The 26,244-nt window shown below is 33.8% G+C and carries 27 protein-coding genes; 12 read left to right on the plus strand and 15 right to left on the minus strand.

Annotation, left to right across the window (positions count from 1 at the left end; genetic code table 11):
* Positions 1-61 precede the first annotated feature (61 nt).
* Entirely contained in the window at positions 62-385 is a 324-nt protein-coding gene (locus tag RNZ47_RS07640) for a YbaB/EbfC family nucleoid-associated protein (RefSeq protein WP_311938493.1), read from the plus strand.
* Between the two features lie 33 nt (positions 386-418).
* Here the strand turns inward: RNZ47_RS07640 and RNZ47_RS07645 are convergent, their stop codons facing one another.
* The 3 genes from RNZ47_RS07645 to RNZ47_RS07655 form a co-directional block, all read right to left on the minus strand.
* Positions 419-1,483: a glycosyltransferase gene (locus RNZ47_RS07645; protein WP_311938496.1), complete on the minus strand. Its 1,065-nt coding sequence runs from the start codon at positions 1,481-1,483 to the stop codon at positions 419-421.
* A 289-nt stretch (positions 1,484-1,772) separates the two neighbouring features.
* On the minus strand, positions 1,773-2,672 hold the full coding sequence (locus tag RNZ47_RS07650; RefSeq protein WP_311938498.1) for a beta-1,6-N-acetylglucosaminyltransferase: 900 nt from the start codon (positions 2,670-2,672) through the stop codon (positions 1,773-1,775).
* Between the two features lie 55 nt (positions 2,673-2,727).
* Positions 2,728-3,759 carry a glycosyltransferase gene (locus RNZ47_RS07655; RefSeq protein ID WP_311938500.1) on the minus strand — a complete coding sequence of 344 codons (1,032 nt, stop codon included), beginning with the start codon at positions 3,757-3,759 and terminating at the stop codon, positions 2,728-2,730.
* Positions 3,760-3,891: 132 nt separating this feature from the next.
* Here RNZ47_RS07655 and RNZ47_RS07660 point away from each other — a divergent pair, with 132 nt between their 5' ends.
* From RNZ47_RS07660 to RNZ47_RS07670, 3 genes are all read left to right on the plus strand, one after another.
* Positions 3,892-4,587, plus strand: a complete 696-nt coding sequence (locus RNZ47_RS07660) for a hypothetical protein (RefSeq protein ID WP_311938501.1) — start codon at positions 3,892-3,894, stop codon at positions 4,585-4,587.
* Positions 4,588-4,625: 38 nt separating this feature from the next.
* Positions 4,626-5,312, plus strand: a complete 687-nt coding sequence (locus RNZ47_RS07665; protein WP_311938502.1) for a hypothetical protein — start codon at positions 4,626-4,628, stop codon at positions 5,310-5,312.
* Between the two features lie 118 nt (positions 5,313-5,430).
* Positions 5,431-6,066: a hypothetical protein gene (locus RNZ47_RS07670; protein WP_311938504.1), complete on the plus strand. Its 636-nt coding sequence runs from the start codon at positions 5,431-5,433 to the stop codon at positions 6,064-6,066.
* Here RNZ47_RS07670 and RNZ47_RS07675 read toward each other — a convergent pair.
* The 5 genes from RNZ47_RS07675 to RNZ47_RS07695 all read right to left on the minus strand — a co-directional run bounded on the left by RNZ47_RS07675 (position 6,063) and on the right by RNZ47_RS07695 (position 10,604).
* A complete protein-coding gene (locus RNZ47_RS07675; protein WP_311938506.1) occupies positions 6,063-6,662 on the minus strand; it encodes a DUF8692 domain-containing protein in 600 nt (199 codons plus the stop codon). The two genes, RNZ47_RS07670 and RNZ47_RS07675, sit on opposite strands and share 4 nt — an antisense overlap.
* Positions 6,663-6,720: 58 nt before the next feature.
* The gene (locus tag RNZ47_RS07680; protein WP_311938508.1) at positions 6,721-7,386 is read right to left on the minus strand and encodes an HAD family hydrolase; all 666 of its coding nucleotides are present in this window, start codon (positions 7,384-7,386) and stop codon (positions 6,721-6,723) included.
* A complete protein-coding gene (locus RNZ47_RS07685; protein ID WP_311938510.1) occupies positions 7,376-8,344 on the minus strand; it encodes an ATP-grasp domain-containing protein in 969 nt (322 codons plus the stop codon). Before RNZ47_RS07685 ends, RNZ47_RS07680 begins: the two co-directional genes overlap by 11 nt.
* An 18-nt stretch (positions 8,345-8,362) precedes the next feature.
* Complete coding sequence (locus tag RNZ47_RS07690; RefSeq protein WP_311938512.1) at positions 8,363-9,382, minus strand: glycosyltransferase; 1,020 nt, start codon at positions 9,380-9,382, stop codon at positions 8,363-8,365.
* Positions 9,383-9,584: 202 nt separating this feature from the next.
* Complete coding sequence (locus RNZ47_RS07695) at positions 9,585-10,604, minus strand: threonine aldolase family protein (protein ID WP_311938514.1); 1,020 nt, start codon at positions 10,602-10,604, stop codon at positions 9,585-9,587.
* A 95-nt stretch (positions 10,605-10,699) separates the two neighbouring features.
* Here RNZ47_RS07695 and prfB point away from each other — a divergent pair.
* The 4 genes from prfB to RNZ47_RS07715 all read left to right on the plus strand — a co-directional run bounded on the left by prfB (position 10,700) and on the right by RNZ47_RS07715 (position 15,348).
* A protein-coding gene (gene prfB, locus RNZ47_RS07700; protein WP_311938517.1) for a peptide chain release factor 2 occupies positions 10,700-11,810 on the plus strand; the annotation gives its coding sequence in 2 pieces (ribosomal slippage) (positions 10,700-10,762 and positions 10,764-11,810; 1,110 coding nt in all).
* Between the two features lie 46 nt (positions 11,811-11,856).
* On the plus strand, positions 11,857-12,474 hold the full coding sequence (locus RNZ47_RS07705; protein WP_311938518.1) for an HAD family hydrolase: 618 nt from the start codon (positions 11,857-11,859) through the stop codon (positions 12,472-12,474).
* Positions 12,474-12,815, plus strand: a complete 342-nt coding sequence (gene arsC / locus RNZ47_RS07710; protein ID WP_311938519.1) for an arsenate reductase (glutaredoxin) — start codon at positions 12,474-12,476, stop codon at positions 12,813-12,815. Before RNZ47_RS07705 ends, arsC begins: the two co-directional genes overlap by 1 nt.
* Positions 12,816-12,897: 82 nt before the next feature.
* Entirely contained in the window at positions 12,898-15,348 is a 2,451-nt protein-coding gene (locus RNZ47_RS07715) for a TonB-dependent receptor (protein WP_311938520.1), read from the plus strand.
* 162 nt (positions 15,349-15,510) lie between these two features.
* Here the strand turns inward: RNZ47_RS07715 and RNZ47_RS07720 are convergent, their stop codons facing one another.
* Together RNZ47_RS07720 and RNZ47_RS07725 are read right to left on the minus strand one after the other, a co-directional pair.
* A complete protein-coding gene (locus tag RNZ47_RS07720) occupies positions 15,511-15,693 on the minus strand; it encodes a hypothetical protein (protein WP_311938521.1) in 183 nt (60 codons plus the stop codon).
* A gap of 166 nt (positions 15,694-15,859) precedes the next feature.
* Positions 15,860-16,501 (minus strand): peroxiredoxin, encoded by a 642-nt coding sequence (locus RNZ47_RS07725; protein ID WP_311938522.1) that lies wholly within the window; start codon positions 16,499-16,501, stop codon positions 15,860-15,862.
* 177 nt (positions 16,502-16,678) lie between these two features.
* Between RNZ47_RS07725 and fumC the strand changes: the two genes are divergently transcribed.
* Positions 16,679-18,076, plus strand: coding sequence for a class II fumarate hydratase (gene fumC, locus RNZ47_RS07730; RefSeq protein ID WP_311938523.1), 1,398 nt, complete (start codon positions 16,679-16,681; stop codon positions 18,074-18,076).
* A 139-nt stretch (positions 18,077-18,215) separates the two neighbouring features.
* On the opposite strand, the gene RNZ47_RS07735 is transcribed toward fumC, so the two are convergent.
* The gene (locus RNZ47_RS07735; protein ID WP_311938525.1) at positions 18,216-18,824 is read right to left on the minus strand and encodes a Crp/Fnr family transcriptional regulator; all 609 of its coding nucleotides are present in this window, start codon (positions 18,822-18,824) and stop codon (positions 18,216-18,218) included.
* A gap of 168 nt (positions 18,825-18,992) precedes the next feature.
* On the minus strand, positions 18,993-19,877 hold the full coding sequence (locus RNZ47_RS07740; protein WP_311938527.1) for a DUF8428 domain-containing protein: 885 nt from the start codon (positions 19,875-19,877) through the stop codon (positions 18,993-18,995).
* An 86-nt stretch (positions 19,878-19,963) separates the two neighbouring features.
* Here RNZ47_RS07740 and RNZ47_RS07745 point away from each other — a divergent pair, with 86 nt between their 5' ends.
* Positions 19,964-20,983, plus strand: a complete 1,020-nt coding sequence (locus RNZ47_RS07745) for a formimidoylglutamase (protein WP_311938529.1) — start codon at positions 19,964-19,966, stop codon at positions 20,981-20,983.
* Positions 20,973-21,437 (plus strand): GNAT family N-acetyltransferase, encoded by a 465-nt coding sequence (locus RNZ47_RS07750; RefSeq protein WP_311938531.1) that lies wholly within the window; start codon positions 20,973-20,975, stop codon positions 21,435-21,437. Before RNZ47_RS07745 ends, RNZ47_RS07750 begins: the two co-directional genes overlap by 11 nt.
* Positions 21,438-21,618: 181 nt before the next feature.
* Here RNZ47_RS07750 and rpsA read toward each other — a convergent pair whose 3' ends face one another.
* Positions 21,619-23,451 (minus strand): 30S ribosomal protein S1, encoded by a 1,833-nt coding sequence (gene rpsA, locus RNZ47_RS07755; protein ID WP_311938533.1) that lies wholly within the window; start codon positions 23,449-23,451, stop codon positions 21,619-21,621.
* A 343-nt stretch (positions 23,452-23,794) separates the two neighbouring features.
* Here rpsA and RNZ47_RS07760 point away from each other — a divergent pair, with 343 nt between their 5' ends.
* A complete protein-coding gene (locus tag RNZ47_RS07760) occupies positions 23,795-24,175 on the plus strand; it encodes a LysM peptidoglycan-binding domain-containing protein (RefSeq protein WP_311938535.1) in 381 nt (126 codons plus the stop codon).
* Between the two features lie 109 nt (positions 24,176-24,284).
* Here the strand turns inward: RNZ47_RS07760 and cmk are convergent, their stop codons facing one another.
* On the minus strand, positions 24,285-24,980 hold the full coding sequence (gene cmk / locus RNZ47_RS07765; RefSeq protein WP_311938537.1) for a (d)CMP kinase: 696 nt from the start codon (positions 24,978-24,980) through the stop codon (positions 24,285-24,287).
* Between the two features lie 188 nt (positions 24,981-25,168).
* Positions 25,169-26,188, minus strand: a complete 1,020-nt coding sequence (gene porQ / locus RNZ47_RS07770; protein ID WP_311938539.1) for a type IX secretion system protein PorQ — start codon at positions 26,186-26,188, stop codon at positions 25,169-25,171.
* Positions 26,189-26,244: the final 56 nt, after the last annotated feature.

Raw genomic sequence — 26,244 nt, forward strand, 5'->3', positions numbered from 1 at the left:
TTTACAGAAGAAAAATAGAAAAATTAAATAGTTTTGTATTGTAAAACAAAAATTTAAAATTATGTTTGGAGATATGATGAATATGATGGGGAAACTTAAAGAAACCCAGAAAAAAGTTGAAGAAACAAAAAAGCGCTTGGATACGGTTTTAATAGACGAAAAAAGCAGCGACGGATTGTTGAGCATAACTTTAACGGCAAGCCGAACCATTAAGTCTGTTGACATTGCTGATGAACTACTTGCAGACAAAGAACAACTTGAAGATTACCTGGTTTTAACCTTAAATAAAGCTATTGAAAAAGCCACCAATGTTAATGAAGCGGAATTGGCTGCCGTTGCCAAGGAAGGTATGCCGAATATTCCGGGGATGGATATGTTTAAGTAAAGTGTTGGTTTTTACAACACTTCAATCTCAACCTTAAAAGCGCGTGTTTTTTCCTAAGATATTCTTAGAGTTTAAAATATATTTTCTAGACTTAGAATGATAAGCTTTAAGAACAAAATACAGTGTCCATTTATTATTGAGCAAGCTTTTTAGTACTTTATAATGTAATGCGCTAAACTCTTCGGCGTTAAAATGCTTTATGGGGTAAGCGCCAACAGCTTCACACTTTATTAAATTATGCTTAATTTCCTTAAAGTTTAGGTTGCCCTTAACCATTTTTGTAATTGTAAAAAAAACAAATACATCCCTTCTAAAATTAAAATTGTTGATTATTGTTTTTTTGTGTTCGATTTCTTTTTCTTTTACTTCGTCAATAAGTCTGCTAAAGTCATCAATTAAAGCTACAAAATAATCTATAATTCGTTTTTTTGCTTTATCGCTCCCACTTCTAACGGTTGATTCTGACGATTGAAAATACCTATAAATCTTAACAGGGAAATAGGCTACTTTTTTAGCTTCTAAAAATAATTTGAGTGTAAACACCACATCGCCATCGTAATCAGTTCTATCAAAAGTTACTTGGTGCTTGTTTAAAAAATCTTTTTTGATAAAATACCACCAAATTTCAATTCTAAGATTTTTATTGTCACGTAGAAATTCGGTGCCTGTTACTATTTTTGATAACTCTGAGTCCTCTAATGTGCTATCTAATGTGTTTACTTCTCTACTTCGGGTAATCAATGTATCAAACCCGACAAGATCCAATTGATTTGAAACAGCAAAATCAAGTACCGTGTTTAATGAATTATTAGCTACATAATCATCAGCATCAACAAAATAGATATATTCTCCTTTAGCTAATTTCAGCATTTTATTTCTTGTAAACACAGCTCCCCTATTTTCTTGGGAATAGATAAAGATATTGCTATGGTTTTTCGAGAATGTTTCTGCTATTTGCAAGCTTTTATCTGTAGAGCCATCGTTAACAACAATAATTTCATAATCCCGAGTGCTTATACGTTGAGCCAACAAACTGCTAAGACATTTTTCAATGTAGCTTTCTACATTGTACATGGGAATAAGAATACTTAACTTCATATTTCTAAACAAGGCGATTTGGCTTTTTATGATTTCCCGTAGATACTACAAACATAGTTATTACTAATTAAAATAAAATATAAAATTTATCTGCCTAAAACTGTTTCGCGTAAAACATTTCTTTGGGTACTGATTTAATATTTTTCTGTGCTAACCAAACCCCATAAGGCCTGTTTAAAACCCACTGCATCCTTATTGAGCCAGCATTTATTTTTCAAACTACTTATAAATTATAGCAGAACCGTTTTGGGTGAATGCTTTTATATTTGAATATATATAATTGTATTTTTTAATCACCCACTTTTCTGGAGTTTAAAATAGCAAGTTTTAAATCATCTGAAAAAGGAACATCAAATTTTCTTGCAAATAATTTATTTGAATTCTTTATTTTCTCAAAATCACTTAGGTCCAAAAGTGCAGGTGATGGATTGTACTTACCTATTCTTTCAGGACTCCAATCAATATACCTTAAATTATCGTTAATTACATTTTTAGCATACGCCGAATTCATTATTACTGTTTGAAAATAGATTTCATCCGAGGCTAAAGTATATTTCATTCTTTTTAATAAATACGGATTTTCTTTGGTATAACCAATTACATATTGAAGTGTGTCTCTAGATAGGCTCCACCAACTTGAGCCGCCATAATATTTTTTAATTTTACTTGGAAAAGACCTTTTTATTGAAAGTTTTTTTTGAATTTTGACTAAAAACAAGATCTCTTTCTTAAACTTATGTGCAAAAGAAATATCAAAAAAATAATAATACAAAAACCTATCAAAACCTCCATTTTCGTTTTTCCATTTTTCCCTTGGCAATTCAAAGTTTTCTAAATAATCATGTTTTATAGGGTTATCAAATAATTTTTTAAATTCAGTAATACTTTTAACAGGATAATCTTGTCCGCTTATTAAATGAAAATAAACATTTTCTTTAGTCTTAATAGCTTCTTCAGCTAATAACAAATAACAATTTAATTGATTCGTGCCTCCCCAATTTACAGTGTATTTGCGGGATAATAATTTTAAATTACCAGCCGCATTTAATTTTCTAACAAAACTTTTAGGTAATTTTGTTTTCTTGTCGATATGCAAGTATATTTCAAAAACGTCATCATTAAAGAAATTTATTATCTCGAGTAAGTGATCAAAATTTTTATAGGCAGCGATTAAAATGGCTTGCTTCATTTTCGAACTCGTTTTTAACTAAAATTATTAACAATTAATTGAATGATTAACCACATTAATAAAGCTTTATCAATTTTAGCTTATGCATTGCTCTCAATGGGTACAAAAATAAATAGAACAGATACTTATGGTTAAATACAAAAGCTGTTATTTTGATTTTTCGATGATTGTATACGTCGCCTATAAAGTTTGTTAAAGGATAAACGTTTATTTTCTCTAAATCTCTTAGGATTTCATGAATTTTTGGTATTGAAATTTTTAGCCTAATTAGTTTAAAGAACATAAAATAAATACTAACAGTGCTTTTAAATTTTATATTTTTAATAATCGCATCAGCATCTTTTATTTCCTTTTTTGCAATTTCGTTTATAAGTGTATCAAAACGGTAAGCTAAACTAACATAATCTGCAACAACTTTTTTTATGTGTGTTTGGTCCTCGTTGTTCATTATGGAATTAGGAGATTTAACATATCGATGAATTGCTATTGGTAAAAACATGGTACGGTTTGCTTCTAAAAAAATTTTAATGGTAAAAATGGCATCTTCCATAAATTTACCTTCTTCAAATTTTAGATTTGTTTTTAATAAAAACTCACGCTTTAATATGTACCACCATGCCTCTAATCGGTTGTTTTTATTTTTTGCCAAAAATTCATTTCCGGTAATTACCTCAATATTCCCAATAGGTTTCAGCTGGTATGAAAACAAATCCACCTTATCAGTAGGGAGGGTTGAAAACCCAATTATATCTAAGTCGATTTTTAGTAGATATTCTAAAAGTATTTCCAAGGTGTTAAACGCTATGTAATCATCGGCATCAATAAAATAGATGTAATCGCCTTTTGCGAGGTGCATGCCAATATTTCGAGTAGCTCCCAGGCCTTTGTTTTTTTGGCAATGGACAGAAATGTTACCGTGTTTATTTTTGAATTGTTCTGCTATAGCAATGCCATTGTCAGTAGACCCATCATTTATAAGTATTATTTCATAATCAGATTTGGGTAGGTTTTGATTTGTTAAACTAGTCAAACATCGTTCTAAATGGTCTTCCGCATTATAAAAAGGAACAACAATACTTAATTTCATATGAGAGATTAGAATTAAGCTGTCAATTTAATAAGAAAAAAAAAATATACCATTAGTAATAGACAAACAGCATATATATACTTTAAATTTGTTATTATTACATGTAATAAAAAAAATGACCAATATATTTAAATGAAGTTTTTTTATAAGCACCTTAACTTAGTCCGTTATAACCTTTCAAAAAAAACAGGGCGATTTATTTTTATTTCACCAATACTGTTAACTGGAATTATTGGTTTATTGATGATTACCAAGGCTACAAGAGGATTTGGCTTTTGGTTGCTTGAAGAAAACGCGCCCGTAGAATTATTAACATTTGCTTTTTTAATTACGGGCTCTTTTTTCGGAGTTTGGTTCAGCATTCGTTTTAAAATAATTTTAGGTCGTTTTAATTTTATATTCTATCTATTCTTTGCTATGGGTTTGTTTTTAGTTGCCATGGAGGAAATAGCTTGGGGCCAATGGTTTTTTAATTTTGACACTCCAAAAGATTGGGCAAATATTAACATACAGAAAGAAACCACTCTGCATAATATTGAGGGCTTACATGGATACAACGAAAACTTGAGGCTTATTTTTGGTTTAGCTGGTTTAATGGGAATGTTTTTAGGTCGTTTTAAACTATTTAAAAACATTAGTGTTCCTAAGGTTTTGTTTTTTTGGTTTTTTATAATTTTTTTACATTCGTTGTTAGATGTTTTAACCCAAATGGATGACAACAAGCAAGTAATGCAACGAATTTCTGAGCTAGTTGAAATGTTTATTGGTGTAAGTGCTTTTTTATATCTATACTTAAACTACAGACGTATAAAAATGGATGCAAATTAAAACATCAATAAACTATTTATAATGAATAAATTTTTAAAATGCTGATATCTAAAGACATTGCTCCTATTAATAAAAAGACAGCAACATTAATTGTTTTCACCCCAATAGTAGCCACTCTTTTTATTGTGTTAACCCTGGCAGTACCTCCATTCAGAACGTTTGGATTCTCTTTATTAAAGGAAAATAATGTTGTAGAGTTGTTAACATTCGCCACGTTTCTCATTGGCGGTATTTTCGGTTTAATTAATACCTTTAAGCATTCTAAGTATTTAGGAATAGGATTTTCTACCTTTTATGGCATATTTTCTTTTTTTTTAATTTTAATAGCAATGGAAGAAATTGCTTGGGGGCAATGGTTTTTTGGGTTTAAAACTCCAGAAAATTGGATAGAAATTAATGCTCAAAAAGAAACAACTTTGCACAATCTAAAGGGTATGCAAGGTAATACTGAATTTCTTAGATTGGCTTTTGGAGTAGGCGGATTAATAGGAATATTACTAAACAAGTATTCAATTTTAAAAAAAATAAACGTGCATAGCATTCTTGCGATTTGGTTTATAATCATTACTTTACATGCGATTGTAGATATTTATTCAGACTTTATAGAGCTCGATAAAACCTTGGATTTATTTTTAACACTTTCATCAGAGTTTATTGAATTGCTTATTGCGGGTAGCGCCTTTTTATACCTTTGGATTAACAAAAAACGAATACTACAAAATTAATTAGCCCGATAACATTTCGGTAAAAGTACTATTTATGCCAATTAAAAAAATTTCACAGGGTTTAATCAATAATTATAATGTTTCTAAAAAAGCGGCCGTGTTTATTATTTTTCTCCCCATGGCACTAATTATTTGTTATAATATTTTACTCGCAGTTCCTTCGTGTAGAAGTTTTGCTTTTTGGTTACAGGATGAAAACAAACCAATTGAAACTTTTACATTTCTGTTTTTTTTATTTGGTGGCATATTGGGTATATATTTAGCTATTAAAATGTCAAAATACACTGAAAAATTAATGGTTCTTTTTTATGTATTCTTCTCTATTTGCTTAATTTTAATAGCTATGGAAGAAATTGCCTGGGGGCAATGGTTTTTATTTTTTGACACACCAGAATATTGGAAAAAAATGAATACACAGGGTGAAACCACCATTCATAACTTAAAAGGTTTTCATGGACATAATGAAATCCTTCGATTACTTTTTGGCTTTGGTGGAATACTTGGTATTGCTTTAGGCAAGTATGCTATGTTTAAAAAAATTGGGGTCCATATAATTTTGTTACCTTGGTTTATAATAATCATTTTTCATTCCATTGCAGATATATTTACCAACTCCGAAAATATCAGTAATAGCATTTATAGAGGGCTGCAAGCCAATTCTGAACTTATAGAATTACTGATCAGCATAAGTGCTTTTCTATACTTGTGGTTAAACTCAAAAATGTTGAAAAAGTATTATACCGTAAATACTTAACTTAGTTCGTATTTTAAGTTAAAAATATACCACAATAATATACTCAAAACAATCATTTCTCCACCATCTTCAATAACCGCAAGTTTGTTTTCTCCAAAAGGTAACGCAATGTGAAGCACATCTATAAAAACACCAAAAAAGGCCAACGCAAAAACCAAAACAGCAAGATTCTTTATCACTATCTTTTCTTCAATTTTCCCTTTTATATAAGTGAATAAGAATAAAATTAGAAATGCAAAACCAACTAAAAAAGAAACTAATATTTCACCAAAATCCACAGAGCGTAAATTAAACCTTGGTTGAATGTTAAAATAATTTGCTAAATATTCACCAACATTTTCATGGATGCTTAACGAATCATCTAGTAATAAATATAAAAAAAATGCGGACCATATTAGATAAGTCAGTTTTTGTTTGTCTACAAATACAAAAAACAATAGTAAAAAGCTCCAATATTCTTTTAGGTATTGGAATATTTCTGAATAACCAAAATCTTTTTCTAACGAAAAATAAGAATTTCCATCAATCATTCCATAAACATAAAATGTATGTAATGCAATAAATATTAAATCGGTTGAAATTAATATTAAAAGCAAACCTTTTCTTTTGCTAAAAAAAGTTTTTGTATTGTTGAAAATCTGATTCAAATTCATATTAAAAAACAATTTCGATTAGCTCTGAAAACTTTGAAATATTATGATGTGCCAAAAACTGTTTATTAATATTCGATGTGTTTTGGGTATGAATATTCTGTCCGTTATCTTTTAAGCATATGGTTGTCCAACCTAATTTGTTTGGAGTTATAAAATCTTTTTTAATATTGTCTCCAATGTAATAATACTTAGCGTTTCCGAATAATTTTTCAAAATGTTTATAATTATTGATATTTGGTTTTTCGCTACCAAATTCTTCTGATATTAACATTTCAGAAATCCAAGTATCCAGTTTTAATGCTTCTATTTTGCTTCGTTGCTGGACACTTCTACCATCTGTAATAAGCCCTATGTTTACTCCCCGTTTCTTTAATTCGTTAAGCACTTCAACTTTATCTTTCGTTAATTTTAATTTTGGTTTGTGATTTCTATAAACATCAAGTAATTCCGATACACTTAAGGGCACATTATACTTTTTAATTACGGATTCAAATACATTATCATTGTTATAAAAATAGGTTAGCATTTGATTGTAAATCGTATTAGGTAATACGGAAATGGCTTTGCTGATTATTAATGAAATTTCATTATATGCTGATTTTAAATAATCAATTTCATTGTACAAAGTATCGTCTAAATCAAAAACAACTACCTTTTTAGTCTTCAAAATCACGTATTAAAATTTCATCATCGTAGCGCAACATTAACAAATTGTTTTCCCAGTCATCAAAATACACTATGCTTTGTCCCAAGATATATTCTTGAATTATCCATTTCGGATAATTTCCACCGGCCAAATAGGATAGCGGAAAACCTCCGCCAAATCTCGGATTTATTTCTATGCCCTTAATAGCTTTGGTTTCTTTGTGCATAAACAACTGTAAGGTTACACAGCCTCTTGCTCCATCTAAATAGGCGAATTTTTCATCAATAAGGGTTTTTACTTCATTGTTTTTAGTTAGTCCTTTGCTCACTTCTCCTCCTCTTACTTCTATGCGTTTGCGCGGAATGGCGCATTTTAGTTCGTTGGATTTATTGTAATATAAATCGCAGGTATATTCATCGTATAGATCATGATTCAAATACTCAAAAAATTGAAGCTTTTCATTCTGTAAAAGATAATCTGAAATCTGGTGCTTATCAGTGATAATATGTGTGCTAACGCTATTGCTGCCCACCAGTGGTTTTATAAATAAAGGGAGTTTATAGTTTTGCTTTGAATAAATCTCGGGAACACTTACATTTAGCTTGTTAAACAACTTGTGTGTGCTCAACTTATTGTTACATGTTTTAATAAAATTTTCGCTTGATAAAACTAGCTGTACGTTAATGTCTGAAAACTTTTTGCGGTTTTCGGACAACCCCAATAATTCAGTATCAAGCGTAGGAATGATTAAGGAAATTTTGTTTTGTTTGCAAATTTCCAATAGCGCATCTATATATCCACTATTGTTTATTTTATAAACTTCAAATGCTTTATGGGCCACTTGTGCTGCCGGTGAAAGTTTGGGGAATGCATCGGCAACATAAACCTTGCCTTCACTGTTAATCGCCTTTAACTCTTTAATAAAAGCTTTTACCAAAGAAACCCTTCTGCCAGCAGATGTTATTAAAATATTACCCATGTATTATTTAGTGTTTTTTTAATTATTTCGCTTTAATATGGGGTTAGTTACTATGAATATGAGATAATATAAGTGCTTATTACTAAACAGTTTCGATAAAAAAGAATACGTAAATCCGTTGTAATCTTCTCCAACAAACGCATTTAACTTATAGGCATTAACACTTTTCATCTTATCTAATAAAGGTATGATATCTTGTTTTTTAAAAGTTGACTTCAATATTCTAATCATCATAAAAAAAACAAATGATTGTTGTCTGGATTTTAATCGATCAATACTTCTTTTATCGCAATTTTCTTTTTGTTCTAATTTTTTTATTATGGTATTGTAAACAACTGCTGCATTAGAGTTATCATTAATAATTTTTAAATAATGACTAGGCTCCTTATTCGTCATCGCTGAACCTTTAATTTTAACATGTCTATGTACATCAAAAGATAAATTAACCATTCGCTTTACTTTTACAAAAAGTTGTGCTGTAAAAATGGCATCTTCCATCCACCGGCCTTCAATAAACTTGAGGTTTATTTTATCAATAAATTGTTTGCTTATTATGTACCACCATATTTCATTTTTAAAACTATGATTCGCTATGTATTCTAACCCCGATATAACTTTGGGTCTAATGGAATTTAAATCATTAAAACGTGATCGATTCAGTGTTAACGATGTTGTTCCTTGAGAATTAAAGGTTAAAACCTCTGGTTTAAGATCAAGAGCTGTATCGATTAAAGTTTTTAGAACATGATCTGCTATATAATCATCTGGATCTAAAAAATAAATATAATCGCCATTAGCTAAAGACAATCCTTTGTTTCGAGCCGCTCCAACACCTTGATTTTCTTGATGGTAAACAAAAAAGTTAGCATGCAATTTACAATAGCGTTCTGCAATAGAAACACTGTTATCTTTTGAACCGTCACTAACAATGATGACCTCATACTCATCTTTACCAATATCCTGATTTACTAAACTATCCAAACATCTGGATATATGTTTTTCTACATTGTAAACCGGAATAATTATGCTTAATTTCAAATCAATAAATTGGTTTTGAAAACGAATATAAATAATTATAAGCCATCAAAAGCTATGGGTAAGGCTATTCTTCATATATACTCGATGAATGACAATACAAAGTAAAACACTACTGATTACTAGATAAATCCGATCAAAACTGAATAAGGGTTTTCATAAACAAAAGATAAAAATTTTTGCCGTGTTGTATCTGAAAACTAAATCATATAATTTTTAAAATACTTAGAAACTCATCATGCATCGCATCCGTATAATCCAAATGCGTAACGATACGCAGTTTGCCACCGCCCATGCCAATAATTTTGATGTTTTTGTCGGCCAGTTTCTGCATAAAACGGGGTTCGTTTATATCTTTGTTTAGCTCAAAAATTACAATATTGGTTTCAACGGGTTCTACTGTTTTAATGATGGGTAACTTTGTTAATTCCTCGCCTATTTCCTGAGCTTTTTTGTGGTCTTCGTTTAATCTTTCAATATTGTTGTCTAAAGCATAAAGTCCGGCTGCTGCTAAATACCCTACCTGACGCATACCTCCACCAAAAATTTTTCGAATCCTTATGGCGTTGCGCATAATAGCTTCATCGCCAACCAAAACGGATCCGATTGGGCACCCCAAACCTTTACTTAAGCACACCGAAATAGTATCGAACACTTCGCCATATTGTTTTGGGGTTTCATTTTTCGCAACCAAAGCATGCCATAATCTCGCGCCATCTAAATGAAACCCCAGATTATGATCATCGCAAGTTTTCCTGATTTTTAAAATCTCTTCAAAATCCCAACAGGCGCCACCACCTTTATTGGTCGTGTTTTCAATTTCTACTAAACTGGTTAACGGACTGTGATAAAAGTCTGGCGGATTTATAGCTTCTAAAACCTGGTTTGCTGTAAACATGCCCCGATTGCCATCAACTAGTTTACAAGACACACCGCTGTTAAACGATGCACCACCACCCTCGTAATTGTAAATGTGTGCATATTTGTCGCAAATTACTTGGTCTCCAGGATTGGTGTGCAATTTAATTGCCGCTTGATTGGCCATACTTCCGGTTGGGAAAAACAATGCTTTTTCTTTTCCGAACATTTCGGCAATGCGTTCTTCTAAAGCATTAACGGTTGGGTCTTCTTTATATACATCGTCGCCAACTTGGGCTTGCATCATGGCATCTAGCATGCCTTGAGATGGTTTGGTAACGGTATCGCTTCTTAGGTCTATTATCATTAATAATCAATTTGTGTATAAAGCTATAAAATTATCTTAGTATTAGTTTTATTCTGTATGTTTAAATTCTATTTTTGTTCAAAATAATTAAAAGCATGATTACTTCCGATAACATAAAAACCCTAAACACCCGCCTTGATAAACTAAGGCACTATCTTTGACATTGATGCCAAACTTATAGAACTACAAAACGAAGAAGAGCAAACCTTCGACCCCAATTTCTGGAACGACTCAAAAGCGGCCGAAGTGATAATGAAATCGATTCGGGTTAAGAAAAAATGGGTAGCAGATTACAACACTGCCAAAACCCTTGTTGAAGATTTAGAAGTGCTTTACGAGTTTTACAAAGAAGATGAAGCCACTGCAGAAGAAGTACAAGCCCGCTTTGATAAAGCCGTAACGCTTTTAGAGGATATTGAGTTTAAAAACATGCTTTCTGAAGAAGGTGATAGCCTAAGTGCCGTATTGCAAATTACGGCAGGTGCCGGCGGTACCGAAAGCTGTGATTGGGCAAACATGCTTATGCGTATGTATTTAATGTACGCCGAAAAAAACGGGTTTAAAGTAAAGGAACTCAACTTTCAGGAAGGCGATGTTGCGGGCATAAAAACGGTGACTTTAGAAATTGATGGCGATTTTGCCTTTGGTTGGTTAAAAGGCGAAAATGGTGTACATCGTTTGGTGCGTATTTCGCCCTTTGATAGCAATGCGAAGCGCCATACCAGTTTTGCTTCGGTTTATGTGTATCCGTTGGTTGATGATACGATTGAAGTGGAAATTAATCCCGCAGATATTGAGATTACCACGGCGCGCTCTAGCGGTGCGGGTGGGCAAAACGTAAACAAAGTAGAAACAAAAGTGCAGCTTACGCACAAACCCACGGGCATTCAAATTTCATGTTCCGAAACCAGGTCGCAGCACGATAATCGCGCCCGGGCCATGCAAATGTTGAAGTCGCAATTGTATGAAATTGAATTGCAAAAACAACTGGCACAACGCGATGATATTGAAGCCGGTAAAATGAAAATTGAATGGGGAAGCCAAATCCGTAATTATGTAATGCATCCTTATAAACTGGTAAAAGATGTGCGAACAGCCCACGAAACCGGTAATGTTGATGCCGTTATGGATGGCGATATCAACGCCTTTTTAAAAGCCTATTTAATGATGATGGGGCAAAAAGAAGAAGACAATTCGCAATTATAACGTCGGCAAGGTTTTTGAAACCTTGTAGGTCTAAACACCAAAAAAAATGAAAACCATAGATACCATAATTTTCGACCTTGGCGGTGTGCTCATCGATTGGAACCCCGAATATGTTTTTTTAGATGTATTTAATGGCGACCGAAAAAAAATGCAATGGTTTTTCGATAATATTTGTACCAGCGATTGGAACGAAAATCAAGATGCGGGTTATCCTCTAGCTAAGGCTACCAAAGAGCGCGTGGCGCTATTTCCGGAATGGAAAAATGAGATTGAAATGTTTTACGGACAATGGGAAACCATGTTGGGCGACGCTATTTCCGGAACGGTTGATATTCTTAAAAAACTAATAGATTCAAAACAATACAAAGTGGTTGCGCTTACCAATTGGAGCGCCGAAACCTTTCCTATTGCTTTAAAAAAGTTTGACTTTTTACATTGGTTTGATGGGATTTTGGTTTCGGGTGAAGAAAACACCAGAAAGCCATTTGGTGAGATTTATCATTTAACCCTAAACCGTTTCAATATAAAAGCGGCACATTCCGTTTTTATTGATGATAATTTAAGAAATATTAATGCTGCCAATAATTTGGGCATCAATGGGATTCATTTTAATTCCCCCAATCAACTTATTCAACAATTAAAAACCTTTAATATCAATTTATAATGATAAAAATATACCATAACAATCGCTGCAGTAAGTCGCGTTGCGGCCTTGAAATCTTAGAAAATTCAGGAAAGGACTTCGAAATTGTTAAATATTTAGACGATACCCTTTCCGCGAAAGCGCTAAAAGAAATCATATCACTTTTAAAAATAAAGCCCATTGATTTAGTTAGAAAAAACGAAGCCATTTGGAAAGAAAACTATAAAGGCAAAACGCTAACCGATGCCGAAGTTATCAACGCCATGGCAAAACATCCAAAACTTATTGAGCGACCTATAGTAATAAATGGCAAAAAAGCCGTAATTGGAAGGCCACCCGAACTTATTTTGGATATAATTTAGAGGTTTATCTTTTAACAAATCTTTAACCAATACAACTTAAACCATAGGTTATTTTTGCTGTCTAATACGGTAAAACCAAACCATGAACAAATTATTTATTTTTGCTTTCGCTTTTATTTTATGTATTGCTAACAGTAATGGGCAACCTAAAAATTTAGAAACTCCAACAGCGCCCTCTCCTATTATTAAAGAGGTATTAATAACAGGAAAAGTTATTGATAAAGAAACCCAGGAACCTTTAGAATATGCAACTATTGCTTTTTATAGTAAAAAGGAAGAAAAGATAGTTACTGGAGGTATTACCGATATTAACGGTAATTTTAGTATTCCGGTAAAAACCGGTGTTTACGATATATCGATTGAATATATTGCATTTAAAACCCAAAAAATATCGAATAGAGAATTAAAAAGCGATGAAAATATTGGTGTGTTTTCGTTAGAAGTAGATTTCGCATCTTTAGGCGAAGTGGAAATTATTGCTGAACGCACCACGGTAGAAATTAAACTCGACAAAAAAATATACAACGTTGGTAAAGATTTAACGGTTAGCGGCGGTACCGTTAGCGATGTATTGGACAACGTGCCCTCGGTTTCTGTTGATGCCGAAGGAAATGTAGCATTAAGAGGAAACGATAACGTACGTATTCTTATTAACGGTAAACCTTCTGGTTTAGTAGGTTTGAATTCTACCGATGCCCTAAAACAATTACCGGCAGAATCTATTGAAAAAGTAGAAGTTATCACGTCGCCCTCAGCTAGATATGAAGCTGAAGGTACCGCTGGAATTTTAAATATTATTTTACGTCGTAGCAAATTACTCGGGCTTAACGGTGCTGTTACCGGAAATGTTGGACACCCTGATGCCGCAGGCATTTCGGGGAATGTGAATTACAGAACGGGAAATATCAACCTGTTTAACACAACATCTTACAGATATAATGAATCTATTGGTCGGTGGTACAACGATGTAAAATATAACGACATCAATACGCCCGATTTAGACGAAAAAAGAGATTGGACCGATGTTAGAAAAGGCTTTACCACAAACGCTGGGATTGAATGGTATATAAACGATTCGGCATCTTTAACATCTTCAATTGTTTACAACAACGGTAATAGCAATAACAATTCTATCAACAATCTTGTACAGTTTAACAAACTTAACAACACCACAAGCAGAAGCGTTCGATTGGACCCTGAAAGAGAAGAGGGCGAAACCATACAATATTCATTGAATTTTACAAAAGATTTTGATAAAACAGATCATAAATTAACTTTCGATTTTCAATTTGAAGATTCGAACGAAGATCAAAATTCATTAATAAACGTTGATGGTACCGATACCGATTTCGTAACGACTCTCGACAATCAATCCAACGTGTTATTACAATCTGATTACACCCTACCAATTGGCGAAATGAGTCAATTTGAAATGGGTTTCCGTGGCGATTTTAGCGACCGCTCAACAGATTACACGGTGGAGTTATTAAACACAAACACAGGAGATTTTGAGGTTAGCGAAGACCTTTCAAACCTATTTAATTTCAAACAATATGTTACCGCTGTTTACACCCAATACGGTAGTAAAATTGATAAGTTTTCTTTTTTATTGGGATTACGATTGGAAAATACCAGAACCACTTTAGACCAACCAACAAGTGGCGATTTTAAAAGAAAGAACCTTACGGGCCTATTCCCTACTGCAAACTTAAATTACGAATTTAGTGATAGCGAAAGTATGACGTTGGGTTATAACCGACGCTTAAGAAGGCCTCGTGGATTTATGTTAAATCCGTTTCCATCACGCTCTAGTTTAACCAACGTGTTTCAAGGTAATCCAGATTTGGACCCCACTTATTCTGATAAATTTGAGCTGGGTTATTTAAACAGATTTGGAAAATTTACGCTAAGCACCGCTATTTATTATGAGCACTCTACCAATGTGATGTCGTTTGTAAGTAGAGAAACTGGTGAAACCGTTATTATAGATAACGAAGCTTTCCCTGTAATTCAGAGAGGGCCGGTTAATCTAGCCACCGACAAACGCTCAGGTTTCGAGTTTAATTTAAACTATAGCCCGACACGTAACTGGCGTGTAAATACCGATTTTAACCTTTATAAATTGAAAAGAGCCGGTGAGTTTAATGGTATCGATTTAAGCTCGGACGCTTTAACTTGGAGAGCGCGTTTAACAAATAAATTAACCTTACCTTACAAAATCGATTGGCAAACCAATATGAATTACAGAGGACCAAGTGATGACGCCCAAAACAATAGAAAAGGACGATTCTCTGCTAATATGGCGTTTAGCAAAGATTTGTTTAAAGATAAAGCTTCAATCGCATTTAATGTTAGAGATGTATTAAACAGTGCCGTATTTATAAACCATATTACAACAGACACGTTTACTGCAGACCAAGAAATACAGTTTAGAGGTGGCCGTACTTACAATTTAGCGTTTACCTATAGGTTTAATCAAAAGAAACAACGTGAGCGCAATCGTGATTTTGAAGGTGGCGATATGGAAATGTAATGTGAACGAGACTTTTACACCGCTACGCTGATAATTACTAAACTTTTAGCTCTAGCAATCAATACAATACCCAAGTAAATAGTTTTACTTGAACAATAAACAATTTTAACAAAAAAAGGAAGCTAAAATTAGCTTCCTTTTTTATTATATAAATTTTATGTTTTAAGCAGTTTCAGCTTCACGCTTTGCTTTTCTCTCCTCTCTCATTTCTTTTAATCTTTCCATTAAAGCGCCACCAATCCAATAAGGGATTACAAAAGTTAACAAAAAAATCATTAACCAAAAACCGATTGTTAAAATGGCTAAAAACGCTAAAAATCCTAAATATTGGTCAAAATCAAACATAATTTGTAAGTATCTTATTAAAAATCTTATGCAAAGATATAATAAACCGATTTGTTATACAATATCAAAATTAAAATTAATGAACAATTTTATTAAATCATCCATTTGGATTTCAAAAGAGATTAAATCACAAATCCTATAATTTCTTGCGATTAAAATCTTTTTACTAATTTAAATTAGGCTGAGGCGTCATTCTTAAATAAGGCTTAACTTCTTTAAATCCTTTGGGAAATATAGCCGGTATATCGGCTGTTGCCACTGCAGGAACCACCACACAATCGTCTCCGTTTTGCCAATTGGCCGGTGTTGCTACTTTATGGTAAGCCGTTAGTTGCAGCGAATCGATAACCCGCAACAGTTCATCAAAATTTCTACCGGTTGAGGCTGGATACGTTATAATCAGTTTCACCTTTTTATGGTTATCAATCACAAAAACCGAGCGTACCGTAAGATTACTATCGGCGTTTGGGTGAATCATATCATAAAGTTTTGAAACCTTTTTGTCTTCATCAGCGATAATGGGGAAATTGACCGTTGTGTTCTGTGTTTCGTTAATATCCTTTATCCATCCGTGATGCGATTCAACATCATCAACACTTAACGCGACTACTTTGGTGTTGCGCTTATCAAATTCATCTTTGTATTTGGCTACAGCGCCTAACTCTGTCGTGCAAACTGGTGTGTAATCCGCTGGGTGAGAAAACAAAACACCCCAACTATCGCCTAACCAATCATGAAAATCAATTTTCCCTTCTGAAGTTTGTGCGGTAAAATTCGGTGCTTCATCACCTAATCTAATGGTTGCCATAATATATAATTTTTATGATTAAACTGTAATCCTACTAAATTAATAGATTTTAGCCAAAACACGCAAAAAGTTTCGTTATTTATATGTTAAAAAGAAGTCGCAAAAACAAACAAATATCATAATATAAACAAAGCAAAAACAATTAACTTTGTAACTTACATTTAATCTATTATTACTATGAGCTACAGAATAGAAAAAGATACGATGGGCGAGGTAAAAGTGCCTGCCGATAAACTTTGGGGTGCACAAACCGAGCGCTCTAGAAACAACTTTAAAATTGGAGCACCCGCGTCGATGCCCTTGGAAATAGTTTACGGTTTTGCTTATTTAAAAAAAGCAGCAGCTTACACCAACTGTGAATTAGGTGCGTTGCCTATTGAAAAGCGCGATTTAATTGCACAGGTTTGTGACGAAATTTTGGAGGGAAAACACGACGACCAATTCCCATTGGTTATTTGGCAAACAGGTTCTGGTACCCAAAGTAATATGAATGTAAATGAAGTGATTGCAAACCGCGCGCATCAAATAGCTGGAAAAACCATTGGCGAGGGTGAAAAAACCATCCAACCCAATGATGATGTTAACAAATCGCAATCTTCAAACGACACCTTTCCAACGGGCATGCATATTGCCGCTTATAAAAAAGTAGTTGAGACTACTATTCCGGGTGTTAAACAATTACGAGATACCTTAGCTAAAAAAGCCGACGCCTTTAAAAATGTCGTTAAAATTGGGCGCACCCACTTAATGGATGCCACACCGTTAACGCTTGGACAAGAATTATCAGGTTATGTAGCGCAATTAAATTATGGCATTAAAGCTTTGGAAAACACCTTGCCACATTTAAGTGAGTTAGCTCTAGGCGGAACTGCCGTTGGTACGGGATTAAACACACCAAAAGGTTACAGCAAACGCGTTGCCGAATATATTGCAGAATTTACAAAGCTGCCCTTTATTACCGCACCAAATAAATTTGAAGCCTTAGCTGCTCACGATGCCATTGTGGAAACCCATGGGGCTTTAAAGCAGTTGGCGGTATCATTAAATAAAATTGCAAACGATGTTAGAATGATGGCTTCGGGACCACGCTCTGGTATTGGTGAAATTACAATTCCAGCCAACGAACCCGGAAGTTCTATTATGCCTGGAAAAGTAAACCCAACCCAATGTGAAGCTTTAACCATGGTTTGCGCACAAGTTATGGGTAACGATGTAGCTATTGGGGTTGGCGGCATGCAAGGGCATTACGAATTAAATGTTTTTAAACCGGTTATGGCGGCAAATCTTTTACAGTCGGCTCAATTAATTGGAGATGCTTGTGTAAGTTTTGATGTGAATTGTGCTGTTGGCATTGAACCCAACCAAGAGGTAATCACAAAATTGTTAAATAATTCGTTAATGTTGGTAACGGCATTAAATACCAAAATAGGGTATTATAAAGCTGCTGAAATTGCAAATACCGCCCATAAAAACGGTACCACATTAAAAGAAGAAGCCATTAACTTAGGTTATGTAACAGCAGAGGATTATGATGCTTGGGTTAAACCAGAAAATATGGTTGGAAGTTTAAAATAATATTTTACTTAAACACATAATATAAAAAAACAGGTAATAATTTACCTGTTTTTTTTGGTTGGTTTGCTATCAATTGTCCATTGTATTTCACAATTAACAAGGAAAATCTGAATCAAATATATCATTTCCCTTATTATTATTAATTAACATTTGTTAATTGATTGTTTATTTTTTTTCTAATTCTACTTAATTGTACCGAAGTTATGCCCAAATACGATGCAATATGGTATTGAGATATTAATTCGTTTACATCAGGTATCTGCTCCTGTAATTGAAGATAACGCTCGGTAGCATTTAACGATATAGACTCTACCAAACGCTTTTCATACTTTATATATAAATTTTCTAAAATTTTGGTGTACAATGATTTTAAAACTGAATTTGTTTCACACAAATCCATTATTTTATAATAATTAATTTCATAAATTTTACAGTCCGTTACCGCTTCAAAAACAAAGGTGGACGGTTCTTTTTTCATTAAAGCCGTTAATGAAGCCACAAAACTAATAGGTAAATAAAAACTTTTATTAAACTCCTTTCCAGACTCGGTTATTAAATAGCATCGAATTATTCCTGAAACAATCATGAATGCCTTTGACGGGACATCGCCCAATTTTACGAGCTGCGTTCCTGCCTTTATTCTTTTAAAAGTGGTTATTTTTTTAATTTCGTAAAAATTCTCTTCTGATATATCCGAAATAGAATTTAAAAAAGTAAAGTTTCTGTGCATTATTGTTTGGGTTCGCATTTAGCAAAATCTAAAATAACACCTTCCTCTTCATTAATAATTAGTTTATCTACAATTGGCATAAAAACTTGTTTATGTGCTTATTTCATTTTAAAAACTCAAAAAAAACCATAAAAAAACCCCAAGTAAAAACTTGGGGTTTTGCTCTTAAGTGTTATATAATGATGTTTACTTCAAGGTAAACTCTGAGCTAGAAACTAAATCCTTTTCGTTAAATACATTAACTGTATAACGTCCTTTTTCAAACTTGCTATCTCCTTTAGAGGCTACAAACTCACAAATATTAAGGCTTCCGTTTTCGTAGTTAAACTTACTAATAATGCTGTAGTTTAATGTTTTTTCTCCAAATTGTACTTGCTCGTTAGAACCTAGCGTATTGTTTTTTGGGTCGATAACCTGTACATACAATTCTTGATCTCCAGCTTGAACCAAAGCATTTTTAGCTACCGTGAAACACACTCTAATTTTATCAACTCTACTTGCTCTTTCAGTTGGGATTAATTTACCAGAAGTTCTTTCAATTACCCCAAATCCTTTTAAGCCTACAGTATTTAAAACCGCTGCATTTTCAACAACTTCAGCTAAAGCCGTGTTTTGTACCAATAAAGAATCTGTAAACATGGTGCGCTCCTCCAAGCGTACTCTTGTGCTATCTAAAGAGGTTGCTAAGTACGAGTTTTCTACTCTTAACGAATCGTTTTGAGCTAACAATACATCCATTTCTTTTTGAAGCGATGCATATTTTTGCTTATATCTCCATAAACTTTTTACGTTGGTTTCAGATATTTTTAATGAATCTATCAACCCTTGAATACGTGATCTAGCATCAATTAAGTTTTGATTTGCTACTTCGTTTTCTCCAATGGCCTCATCGTATTGTTTAGCCATGGCGTTTAAATCGTTCATCACCAACTGCTTTTGCTCCGTTAACTCCTTGGTGTTTTTATCGCTTTCACTTTTTAAATTGAAAGTGTAAAACAATGTTCCTAAAAATAGAACCAAAGCGATTCCTAAAGCCACTTTTAATCCCGTACTACTTTTGCTATTTTCCATAATTTTTACTTGTTTTAATTGTTTGTTTCTAATGTTTTTAATAAATATTGATTAATTTTAATACTTCTAATTAAAGTTAACCGTCAATGGATAAACTCGTTTTATTTAACCCTACTACACGTAATAAATTATTAAATAAACGCTCTGGCGAATCCAAATTTGGAGAACATATTAAAACGTTAACCAGCATTTCCAATATATACGAACAACTTAAAAATTTGGATGTTACGCATGTCATAATTGGTTTGCCCGAAGATGTTGGTGTGTTTGCTAACCACGGAAAACAAGGGGCTTCACGCGCTTGGGAGGCCACATTAAAAATTTTATTAAATATTCAAAGCAACTCATTTACAAAGGCAGATTCTGTTTTGATTTTAGGGCATTTGGATTTTACCGAGGAATTACTAGCCGTTTCAAAACTCAACCAAAATAAAAAAAGCGATATTAAAAAAGCCAGAAAAATTGTGGAGCGCATCGATAATGATGTTGCCCACATTGTGCAACTCATTATAGCCTCCGGCAAAAAAGCCATTGTTATTGGTGGCGGGCACAACAATGCCTATGGCAATATAAAAGGCACATCGCTGGCATTAAACAGGTCTATAAATGTTGTAAATTTTGATGCGCATTCAGATTTCAGACCGGAAGAAGGCAGGCATAGCGGCAATGGTTTTAGTTACGCTTTCGCGGAAGGATTTCTTAAAAATTACTTCATCTTCGGATTGCATGAAAATTACACTTCCCAAGCTGTTTTGAAATCCCTGAACGACACAAAATCCATAAAATACAATACGTTTGAAGATTTACAAATAAAAGATGAACTGAGCTATCTTGATGGGATGTCTCACGCCTTAAACCATGTCTCAAAAAAACCATTTGGCATTGAGATAGATTGTGATGCCATTGAAAACATACCGAGTAGCGCCATGACCCCAAGTGGGTTTAGCGTTAACCAAACCAGGCAGTTTGTCAACTTTTTTGCAAAACATGAAAACGCCACCTATTTACATATTTGCGAAGCTGCACCAAAAAAGAAAAGCGCAAATCTGGTTGGTAAACTCATCACCTATTTAATAACCGATTTTATAAAAGCCGATGCCCATTAAAATTATCTCTTTTGTTAAAACCTATGCAAAAGACTTTTACGAGTTAAATATTGAATGGCTAAAAACGTATTTTTACGTTGAACCTTTTGACGAAGCTGTTTTAAGCCATCCGAAAACATATATAATAGATAAAGGCGGACATATATTTTTTGCAAAACTGGACAACGAAATAGTTGGTACCGTGGCACTTATGCCTTTGGGCAACAAGGGACTTTTCGAGTTAACCAAAATGGCCGTTTCGCCAAAACACAGAGGCTTTAAAATAGGGCAACAACTCATGCAATACTGCATTGATTTTGCAAAATCCATAGGACTTCCCAAGCTTATACTCTACTCCAACACAAAACTTGAAAACGCCATTTATATTTACAGGAAATACGGTTTTGTTGAAATCCCCGTAGAACCAAACAGCCCTTACAAACGTAGCAATATTAAAATGGAATTGGTGTTTTAGGTTTTTTGCAACGTCTTTTATGAAAAGTGGTTTAAAGCTAAAAACCAGTAATTCTCATTTACTAAATAATTACTCCGTTAGGCTACAAAACAACACAAAAAAAGCCTTCAATTTCTTGAAGGCTTTAGTTTTACAAATGGATTTCCGTCGGTACGGAAATGAACAAAATAATGTTTTTCAATTATTTCTTTCCGTCCATTTTATCTTTAAGCGCTTGTAACGCATCGTTCGCATCACCTAAGGTTGGTTTTGCTTCAGCAGCTTGAGAAGCTTGCTTCTTAACGGCAGCTTTTACATTCTTAATCTCTTCAGCTTTAAAAATAGCGGTATGAGATGCTACAACACGTTTAAACTCTTTGTTAAATTCAATGATTTTGAATTCAGTTTCTTCACCTTTCTTAAGCTTAGAACCATCTTCTTTCTCTAAATGACGAGAAGGTACAAAAGCAACGATATCTTCGTTAAACTCGATAGTAGCACCTTTGTCAACTATTTCAGAAATAGCAGCTTTGTGAACGGTATCTAAAGCAAATTCGGTTTCATATTTATCCCAAGGGTTTTCAGTGGTTTGTTTATGACCTAAACTTAATTTACGTCCTTCAACATCCAATTCCAATACCACAACATCTAACTTATCGCCAACGGCACAAAATTCAGATGGATGCTTAATTTTCTTAGTCCAAGATAAATCTGAGATATAAATCAATCCGTCGATACCTTCTTCCAATTCAACAAAAACACCAAAGTTTGTAAAGTTACGTACAATACCTGTGTGCTTAGAACCTAATGGATACTTAGCTGTAATATCGGTCCATGGGTCTGGAGTTAATTGCTTAATACCAAGCGACATTTTACGGTCTTCTCTATCTAAAGTTAAGATTTGCGCTTCAACCTCGTCTCCAACCGAAACGAAATCCTGGGCTGAACGTAAATGAGTTGACCACGACATTTCCGATACGTGAATTAATCCTTCAACACCATCGGCAACCTCGATAAACGCACCGTAATCTGCAATTACAACAACTTTACCTTTTACTTTATCACCAACTTTTACAGTATCGGCTAAAGCTTCCCATGGGTGTTTGCTTAATTGTTTTAATCCTAATTGGATTCTTGATTTGTTCTCATCAAAATCAAGGATTACCACATTAAGTTTTTGATCTAATTCTACGATTTCGTTTGGATGGTTAATTCTAGACCAAGATAAATCTGTGATATGAACCAATCCATCAACGCCACCAAGATCAATAAATACTCCGTAAGATGTAATGTTTTTAACAACACCTTCAAGTACTTGACCTTTTTCCAATTGACCAATAATTTCTTTCTTTTGCTCTTCAATATCAGCTTCAATTAAAGCTTTATGAGAAACTACTACGTTTTTAAATTCGTGGTTAATTTTCACCACTTTAAATTCCATAGTTTTATTTACGTACTGGTCGTAATCTCTAATTGGCTTCACGTCAATTTGAGAACCCGGTAAGAATGCTTCGATGCCAAAAACATCTACAATCATACCACCTTTGGTTCTGCATTTAACAAAACCGTTAACGATTTCGCCAGTTTCGTGTGCTTTGTTTACTCTGTCCCAAGCCTTAATTACACGCGCTTTTCTGTGAGATAATACCAATTGTCCTGTTGCATCTTCACGCACATCAATCAATACCTCTACTTTGTCGCCTTCTTTTAAGTCTGGGTTGTAACGAAATTCGTTTAAGGAAATTACACCTTCAGATTTTGCGTTGATGTCTATAATGGCATCACGATCTGTAATGTGCACTACGGTACCTTCAACCACTTCATCATCTAAAGTGTCAACGAAATTTTCGGCTACTAATTTTTCAAATTCTTGTAATTGTTTGTCATCAACTTCATCAATTCCTTCTTCGTAATTGTGCCAGTTAAAGTCTTTTAAGAATTTTTCAGGATTTGCTTTTGCTTCAGATACTACTGGAGCTTCAACGGTTGCAGCATCGGTTGCTTCAACTTCAGTTTGTTTTGCTTTTTCAGCCATTTAAAAAAATTGTGCAATGTAACTTTAAGTTTTCGCTTTACTGAAACGAGTTCAGCACATGTCGCGGAAACGCTATTACATTACGGTTTTGTATTCTGTATGTTTTGGAAGATTTAAGCAAATATCACACAGAAGTGTTATTTTTGTTATAGTTTCATTCCTTTTATCTTTCCAATAATTCGCTAAAAGGAGTGCAAAAATACATATTTTCAACAAATTAGCCTAATTTGATTTAATTATTTTAAACCACTGATTATTAGAATGGTAAATAAACCGAAAAAATGCGTTTTTTGAACCTCCTTTTACTATATTTAGCTAAAGAAACCATTAAACACAATAGACTATGCGCACGAAAGCTAAATACCAACCCGTACTCGATTTAGGACAAGAATTAAACATACAAAACGGTGATGTAAAAGAAGAAAATGGTGTTTTAAAAGTTTGGGGGACCGCAAATACACCTTACGAAAAAAACCTGCTTTGGGATAAAATTAAAGCCATTGGTGGCGAAAACCCAACCGATATTGTTGCAGATATAAAAGTAGCTAATGCTAGTGTTTTCCATAGGCATACAGTAAAAAGCGGCGAAACTTTGGGTAAAATAGCAAAACAGTATTATGGCGATGCCATGAAGTACAAAACTATTTTTAAAGCCAATTCTGATATTTTAAAGAACCCGGATTTAATCCATCCCAATCAAGAATTGATTATTCCGAATCCATAAACCAACTACATTAGAATATTTTAAAGCGAATTTTTTTTAATTTAAAGATTCGTTTTTTTATACCATAAATTCTCTAATGATTTAGAAGAATGAACATTATGACAAACAATTATTCACAACCCTTCAAAGTCATTTGAACGAGTCCCAAAATCTCATCAAATTGTTCTTGTAATGACATATTTGAATTATCAATTTCTATAGCATCATCAGCTTTTACCAAAGGCGAATCTTCTCTATTGGAATCGATATAATCACGCTCTTTAACATTCTCCAAAACCGCATGGTAATCAACATGGTCGCCGCGTTCCATAAGCTCTTCATACCGTCTTTGGGCTCTGGTTTCGGCCGAAGCCGTCATAAATATTTTAAGCTCCGCATCGGGAAAAACAACGGTACCAATGTCGCGCCCGTCCATAACCACGCCTTTATCTTTCCCCATTTTCTTCTGTTGTTCTACTAATTTTTGCCGAACTTCGGATATCGCAGCTACTTTACTAACAAAGCTTGAAACCTCTAAAGTGCGTATTTGTTTTTCAACATTTTTATCATTCAAATACACTTCGGCAAAACCCAAAGATTCATTGAATTTAAAATTAATATCAATTTTTGGCAATCGATTTATAAGGGCTTTAATATTAAAATCATCCTCACCAATTAAACCATTTTGCATGGCATAAAAGGTAACGGCCCTATACATGGCACCCGTATCCACATAAACATACCCCATATGTTTGGCGATTTGTTTTGCAACGGTACTTTTTCCGGTTGAAGAAAAGCCATCAATGGCAATGGTGATTTTTGACATATATAAAGTTAAAAGTGCCTAAAGTACTTAAAATGCCTAAAGTCACTGGAAAATAATATTCTTTTTTGATGCAGCAAAAATACTTAAAGTGTTCAAAAATGAAAAGCACAATGCACTTTAATTATTTATAAATGAAAACATACGTTTGAGTGAAACTGAATACTGCGACTGTTTACTGAATACTGATTTTATTGTAAATCGATTTGCAAACCAAAAAAATTGGAATTAGCGGCACTGGTGTATTTGGCATGGGTGTAACTAAATCGCATTTTATTCATTTTAATTGAAATACCTGCCGATAAGCCTGAAAAATTACGCTGGTCTAAAATTCGCAACTCCTCGCCTCTTCTGAAATTATAACCCAATCTGATGTTAAATCCACCTTCCGGAAACAGTTCTGCACCCAAAATGGTGTGCCTAATCACTTGCCCTAAAAATCCAATTTTTTCGTCGGATTGATTTCCACTTAAATCACTTGTAGTTCGCGCCGGATTTGGTCTTGCAATGGGCCAATTTTGAAGGTTCTCGAAGGTTACGTGCCAACGAATGGGCACATGCTCCAAGGTTTGCGACATGCCAAAATCTACTTCAAAAGGCAATGGTTCGTTTAAACCCGCGTAAGTTGTTATTTGGGTTCCTAAGTTTCTAACGGCAACGGCAGCATGAAAATCCAAATCTTCATTGATGTATAATAATCCCAAATCCACAGCCGCCCCAAACGAACTGTACTGTTCTAATTTTGAGGTTATCAGCTTTAGGTTTCCGCCAAAATAAAAATCGGAATAGCCAATTTGCAACGCATAACCCAAAGATAGAGCCGCCTCGTTACCCGTAAAGGTTCCGGTTTGGTTTCCGTTTTCATCATAACCATCAAACGAACCATAATTTATATATGTAACGCCTGCGTGAAAGGTCTGTGTGTGCCTATCAACCGTATACGCATAAGCGGCAGTGCCGTAACCAATTCCGCCCAAATAACTGGTGTAATTAACAGCTAATTGATTATCCATGGCAACATTAATGGTGGCTGGGTTATAAAGGCCTTGCGTAACATCGTAATCCACGTTAGTCAACACTTTACCACCTAAAGCTGCTTGACGTGGCGAGGACACCAAATTAAGAAATTGGTAAGTCGCCTCACCTCCAACTTGGGCAAAAGTTAAGCTGCCTATAAACAAGCAAAAAACAGTGATAATTTTCTTTAGCATATTTACTCGATAATCGAGGTTTGAATGCTCCGAGGTTAAGCTCGAAATCAAAATAA

Origin of the sequence: Hwangdonia seohaensis, assembly GCF_031932625.1 — a bacterium.
GTDB classification, from domain to species: domain Bacteria; phylum Bacteroidota; class Bacteroidia; order Flavobacteriales; family Flavobacteriaceae; genus Hwangdonia; species Hwangdonia seohaensis.

Excerpts from the sequence above, each read along its gene's own strand:
- RNZ47_RS07640 (WP_311938493.1), top strand. The coding sequence starts at position 62 with ATGTTTGGAGATATGATGAATATGATGGGGAAACTTAAAGAAACCCAG.
- RNZ47_RS07645 (WP_311938496.1), bottom strand. The coding sequence starts at position 1,483 with ATGAAGTTAAGTATTCTTATTCCCATGTACAATGTAGAAAGCTACATT.
- RNZ47_RS07650 (WP_311938498.1), bottom strand. The coding sequence starts at position 2,672 with ATGAAGCAAGCCATTTTAATCGCTGCCTATAAAAATTTTGATCACTTA.
- RNZ47_RS07655 (WP_311938500.1), bottom strand. The coding sequence starts at position 3,759 with ATGAAATTAAGTATTGTTGTTCCTTTTTATAATGCGGAAGACCATTTA.
- RNZ47_RS07660 (WP_311938501.1), top strand. The coding sequence starts at position 3,892 with ATGAAGTTTTTTTATAAGCACCTTAACTTAGTCCGTTATAACCTTTCA.
- RNZ47_RS07665 (WP_311938502.1), top strand. The coding sequence starts at position 4,626 with ATGCTGATATCTAAAGACATTGCTCCTATTAATAAAAAGACAGCAACA.
- RNZ47_RS07670 (WP_311938504.1), top strand. The coding sequence starts at position 5,431 with ATGGCACTAATTATTTGTTATAATATTTTACTCGCAGTTCCTTCGTGT.
- RNZ47_RS07685 (WP_311938510.1), bottom strand. The coding sequence starts at position 8,344 with ATGGGTAATATTTTAATAACATCTGCTGGCAGAAGGGTTTCTTTGGTA.
- RNZ47_RS07695 (WP_311938514.1), bottom strand. The coding sequence starts at position 10,604 with ATGATAATAGACCTAAGAAGCGATACCGTTACCAAACCATCTCAAGGC.
- RNZ47_RS07705 (WP_311938518.1), top strand. The coding sequence starts at position 11,857 with ATGAAAACCATAGATACCATAATTTTCGACCTTGGCGGTGTGCTCATC.
- arsC (WP_311938519.1), top strand. The coding sequence starts at position 12,474 with ATGATAAAAATATACCATAACAATCGCTGCAGTAAGTCGCGTTGCGGC.
- RNZ47_RS07715 (WP_311938520.1), top strand. The coding sequence starts at position 12,898 with ATGAACAAATTATTTATTTTTGCTTTCGCTTTTATTTTATGTATTGCT.
- RNZ47_RS07720 (WP_311938521.1), bottom strand. The coding sequence starts at position 15,693 with ATGTTTGATTTTGACCAATATTTAGGATTTTTAGCGTTTTTAGCCATT.
- RNZ47_RS07725 (WP_311938522.1), bottom strand. The coding sequence starts at position 16,501 with ATGGCAACCATTAGATTAGGTGATGAAGCACCGAATTTTACCGCACAA.
- fumC (WP_311938523.1), top strand. The coding sequence starts at position 16,679 with ATGAGCTACAGAATAGAAAAAGATACGATGGGCGAGGTAAAAGTGCCT.
- RNZ47_RS07735 (WP_311938525.1), bottom strand. The coding sequence starts at position 18,824 with ATGCGAACCCAAACAATAATGCACAGAAACTTTACTTTTTTAAATTCT.
- RNZ47_RS07740 (WP_311938527.1), bottom strand. The coding sequence starts at position 19,877 with ATGGAAAATAGCAAAAGTAGTACGGGATTAAAAGTGGCTTTAGGAATC.
- RNZ47_RS07745 (WP_311938529.1), top strand. The coding sequence starts at position 19,964 with ATGGATAAACTCGTTTTATTTAACCCTACTACACGTAATAAATTATTA.
- RNZ47_RS07750 (WP_311938531.1), top strand. The coding sequence starts at position 20,973 with ATGCCCATTAAAATTATCTCTTTTGTTAAAACCTATGCAAAAGACTTT.
- rpsA (WP_311938533.1), bottom strand. The coding sequence starts at position 23,451 with ATGGCTGAAAAAGCAAAACAAACTGAAGTTGAAGCAACCGATGCTGCA.
- RNZ47_RS07760 (WP_311938535.1), top strand. The coding sequence starts at position 23,795 with ATGCGCACGAAAGCTAAATACCAACCCGTACTCGATTTAGGACAAGAA.
- cmk (WP_311938537.1), bottom strand. The coding sequence starts at position 24,980 with ATGTCAAAAATCACCATTGCCATTGATGGCTTTTCTTCAACCGGAAAA.
- porQ (WP_311938539.1), bottom strand. The coding sequence starts at position 26,188 with ATGCTAAAGAAAATTATCACTGTTTTTTGCTTGTTTATAGGCAGCTTA.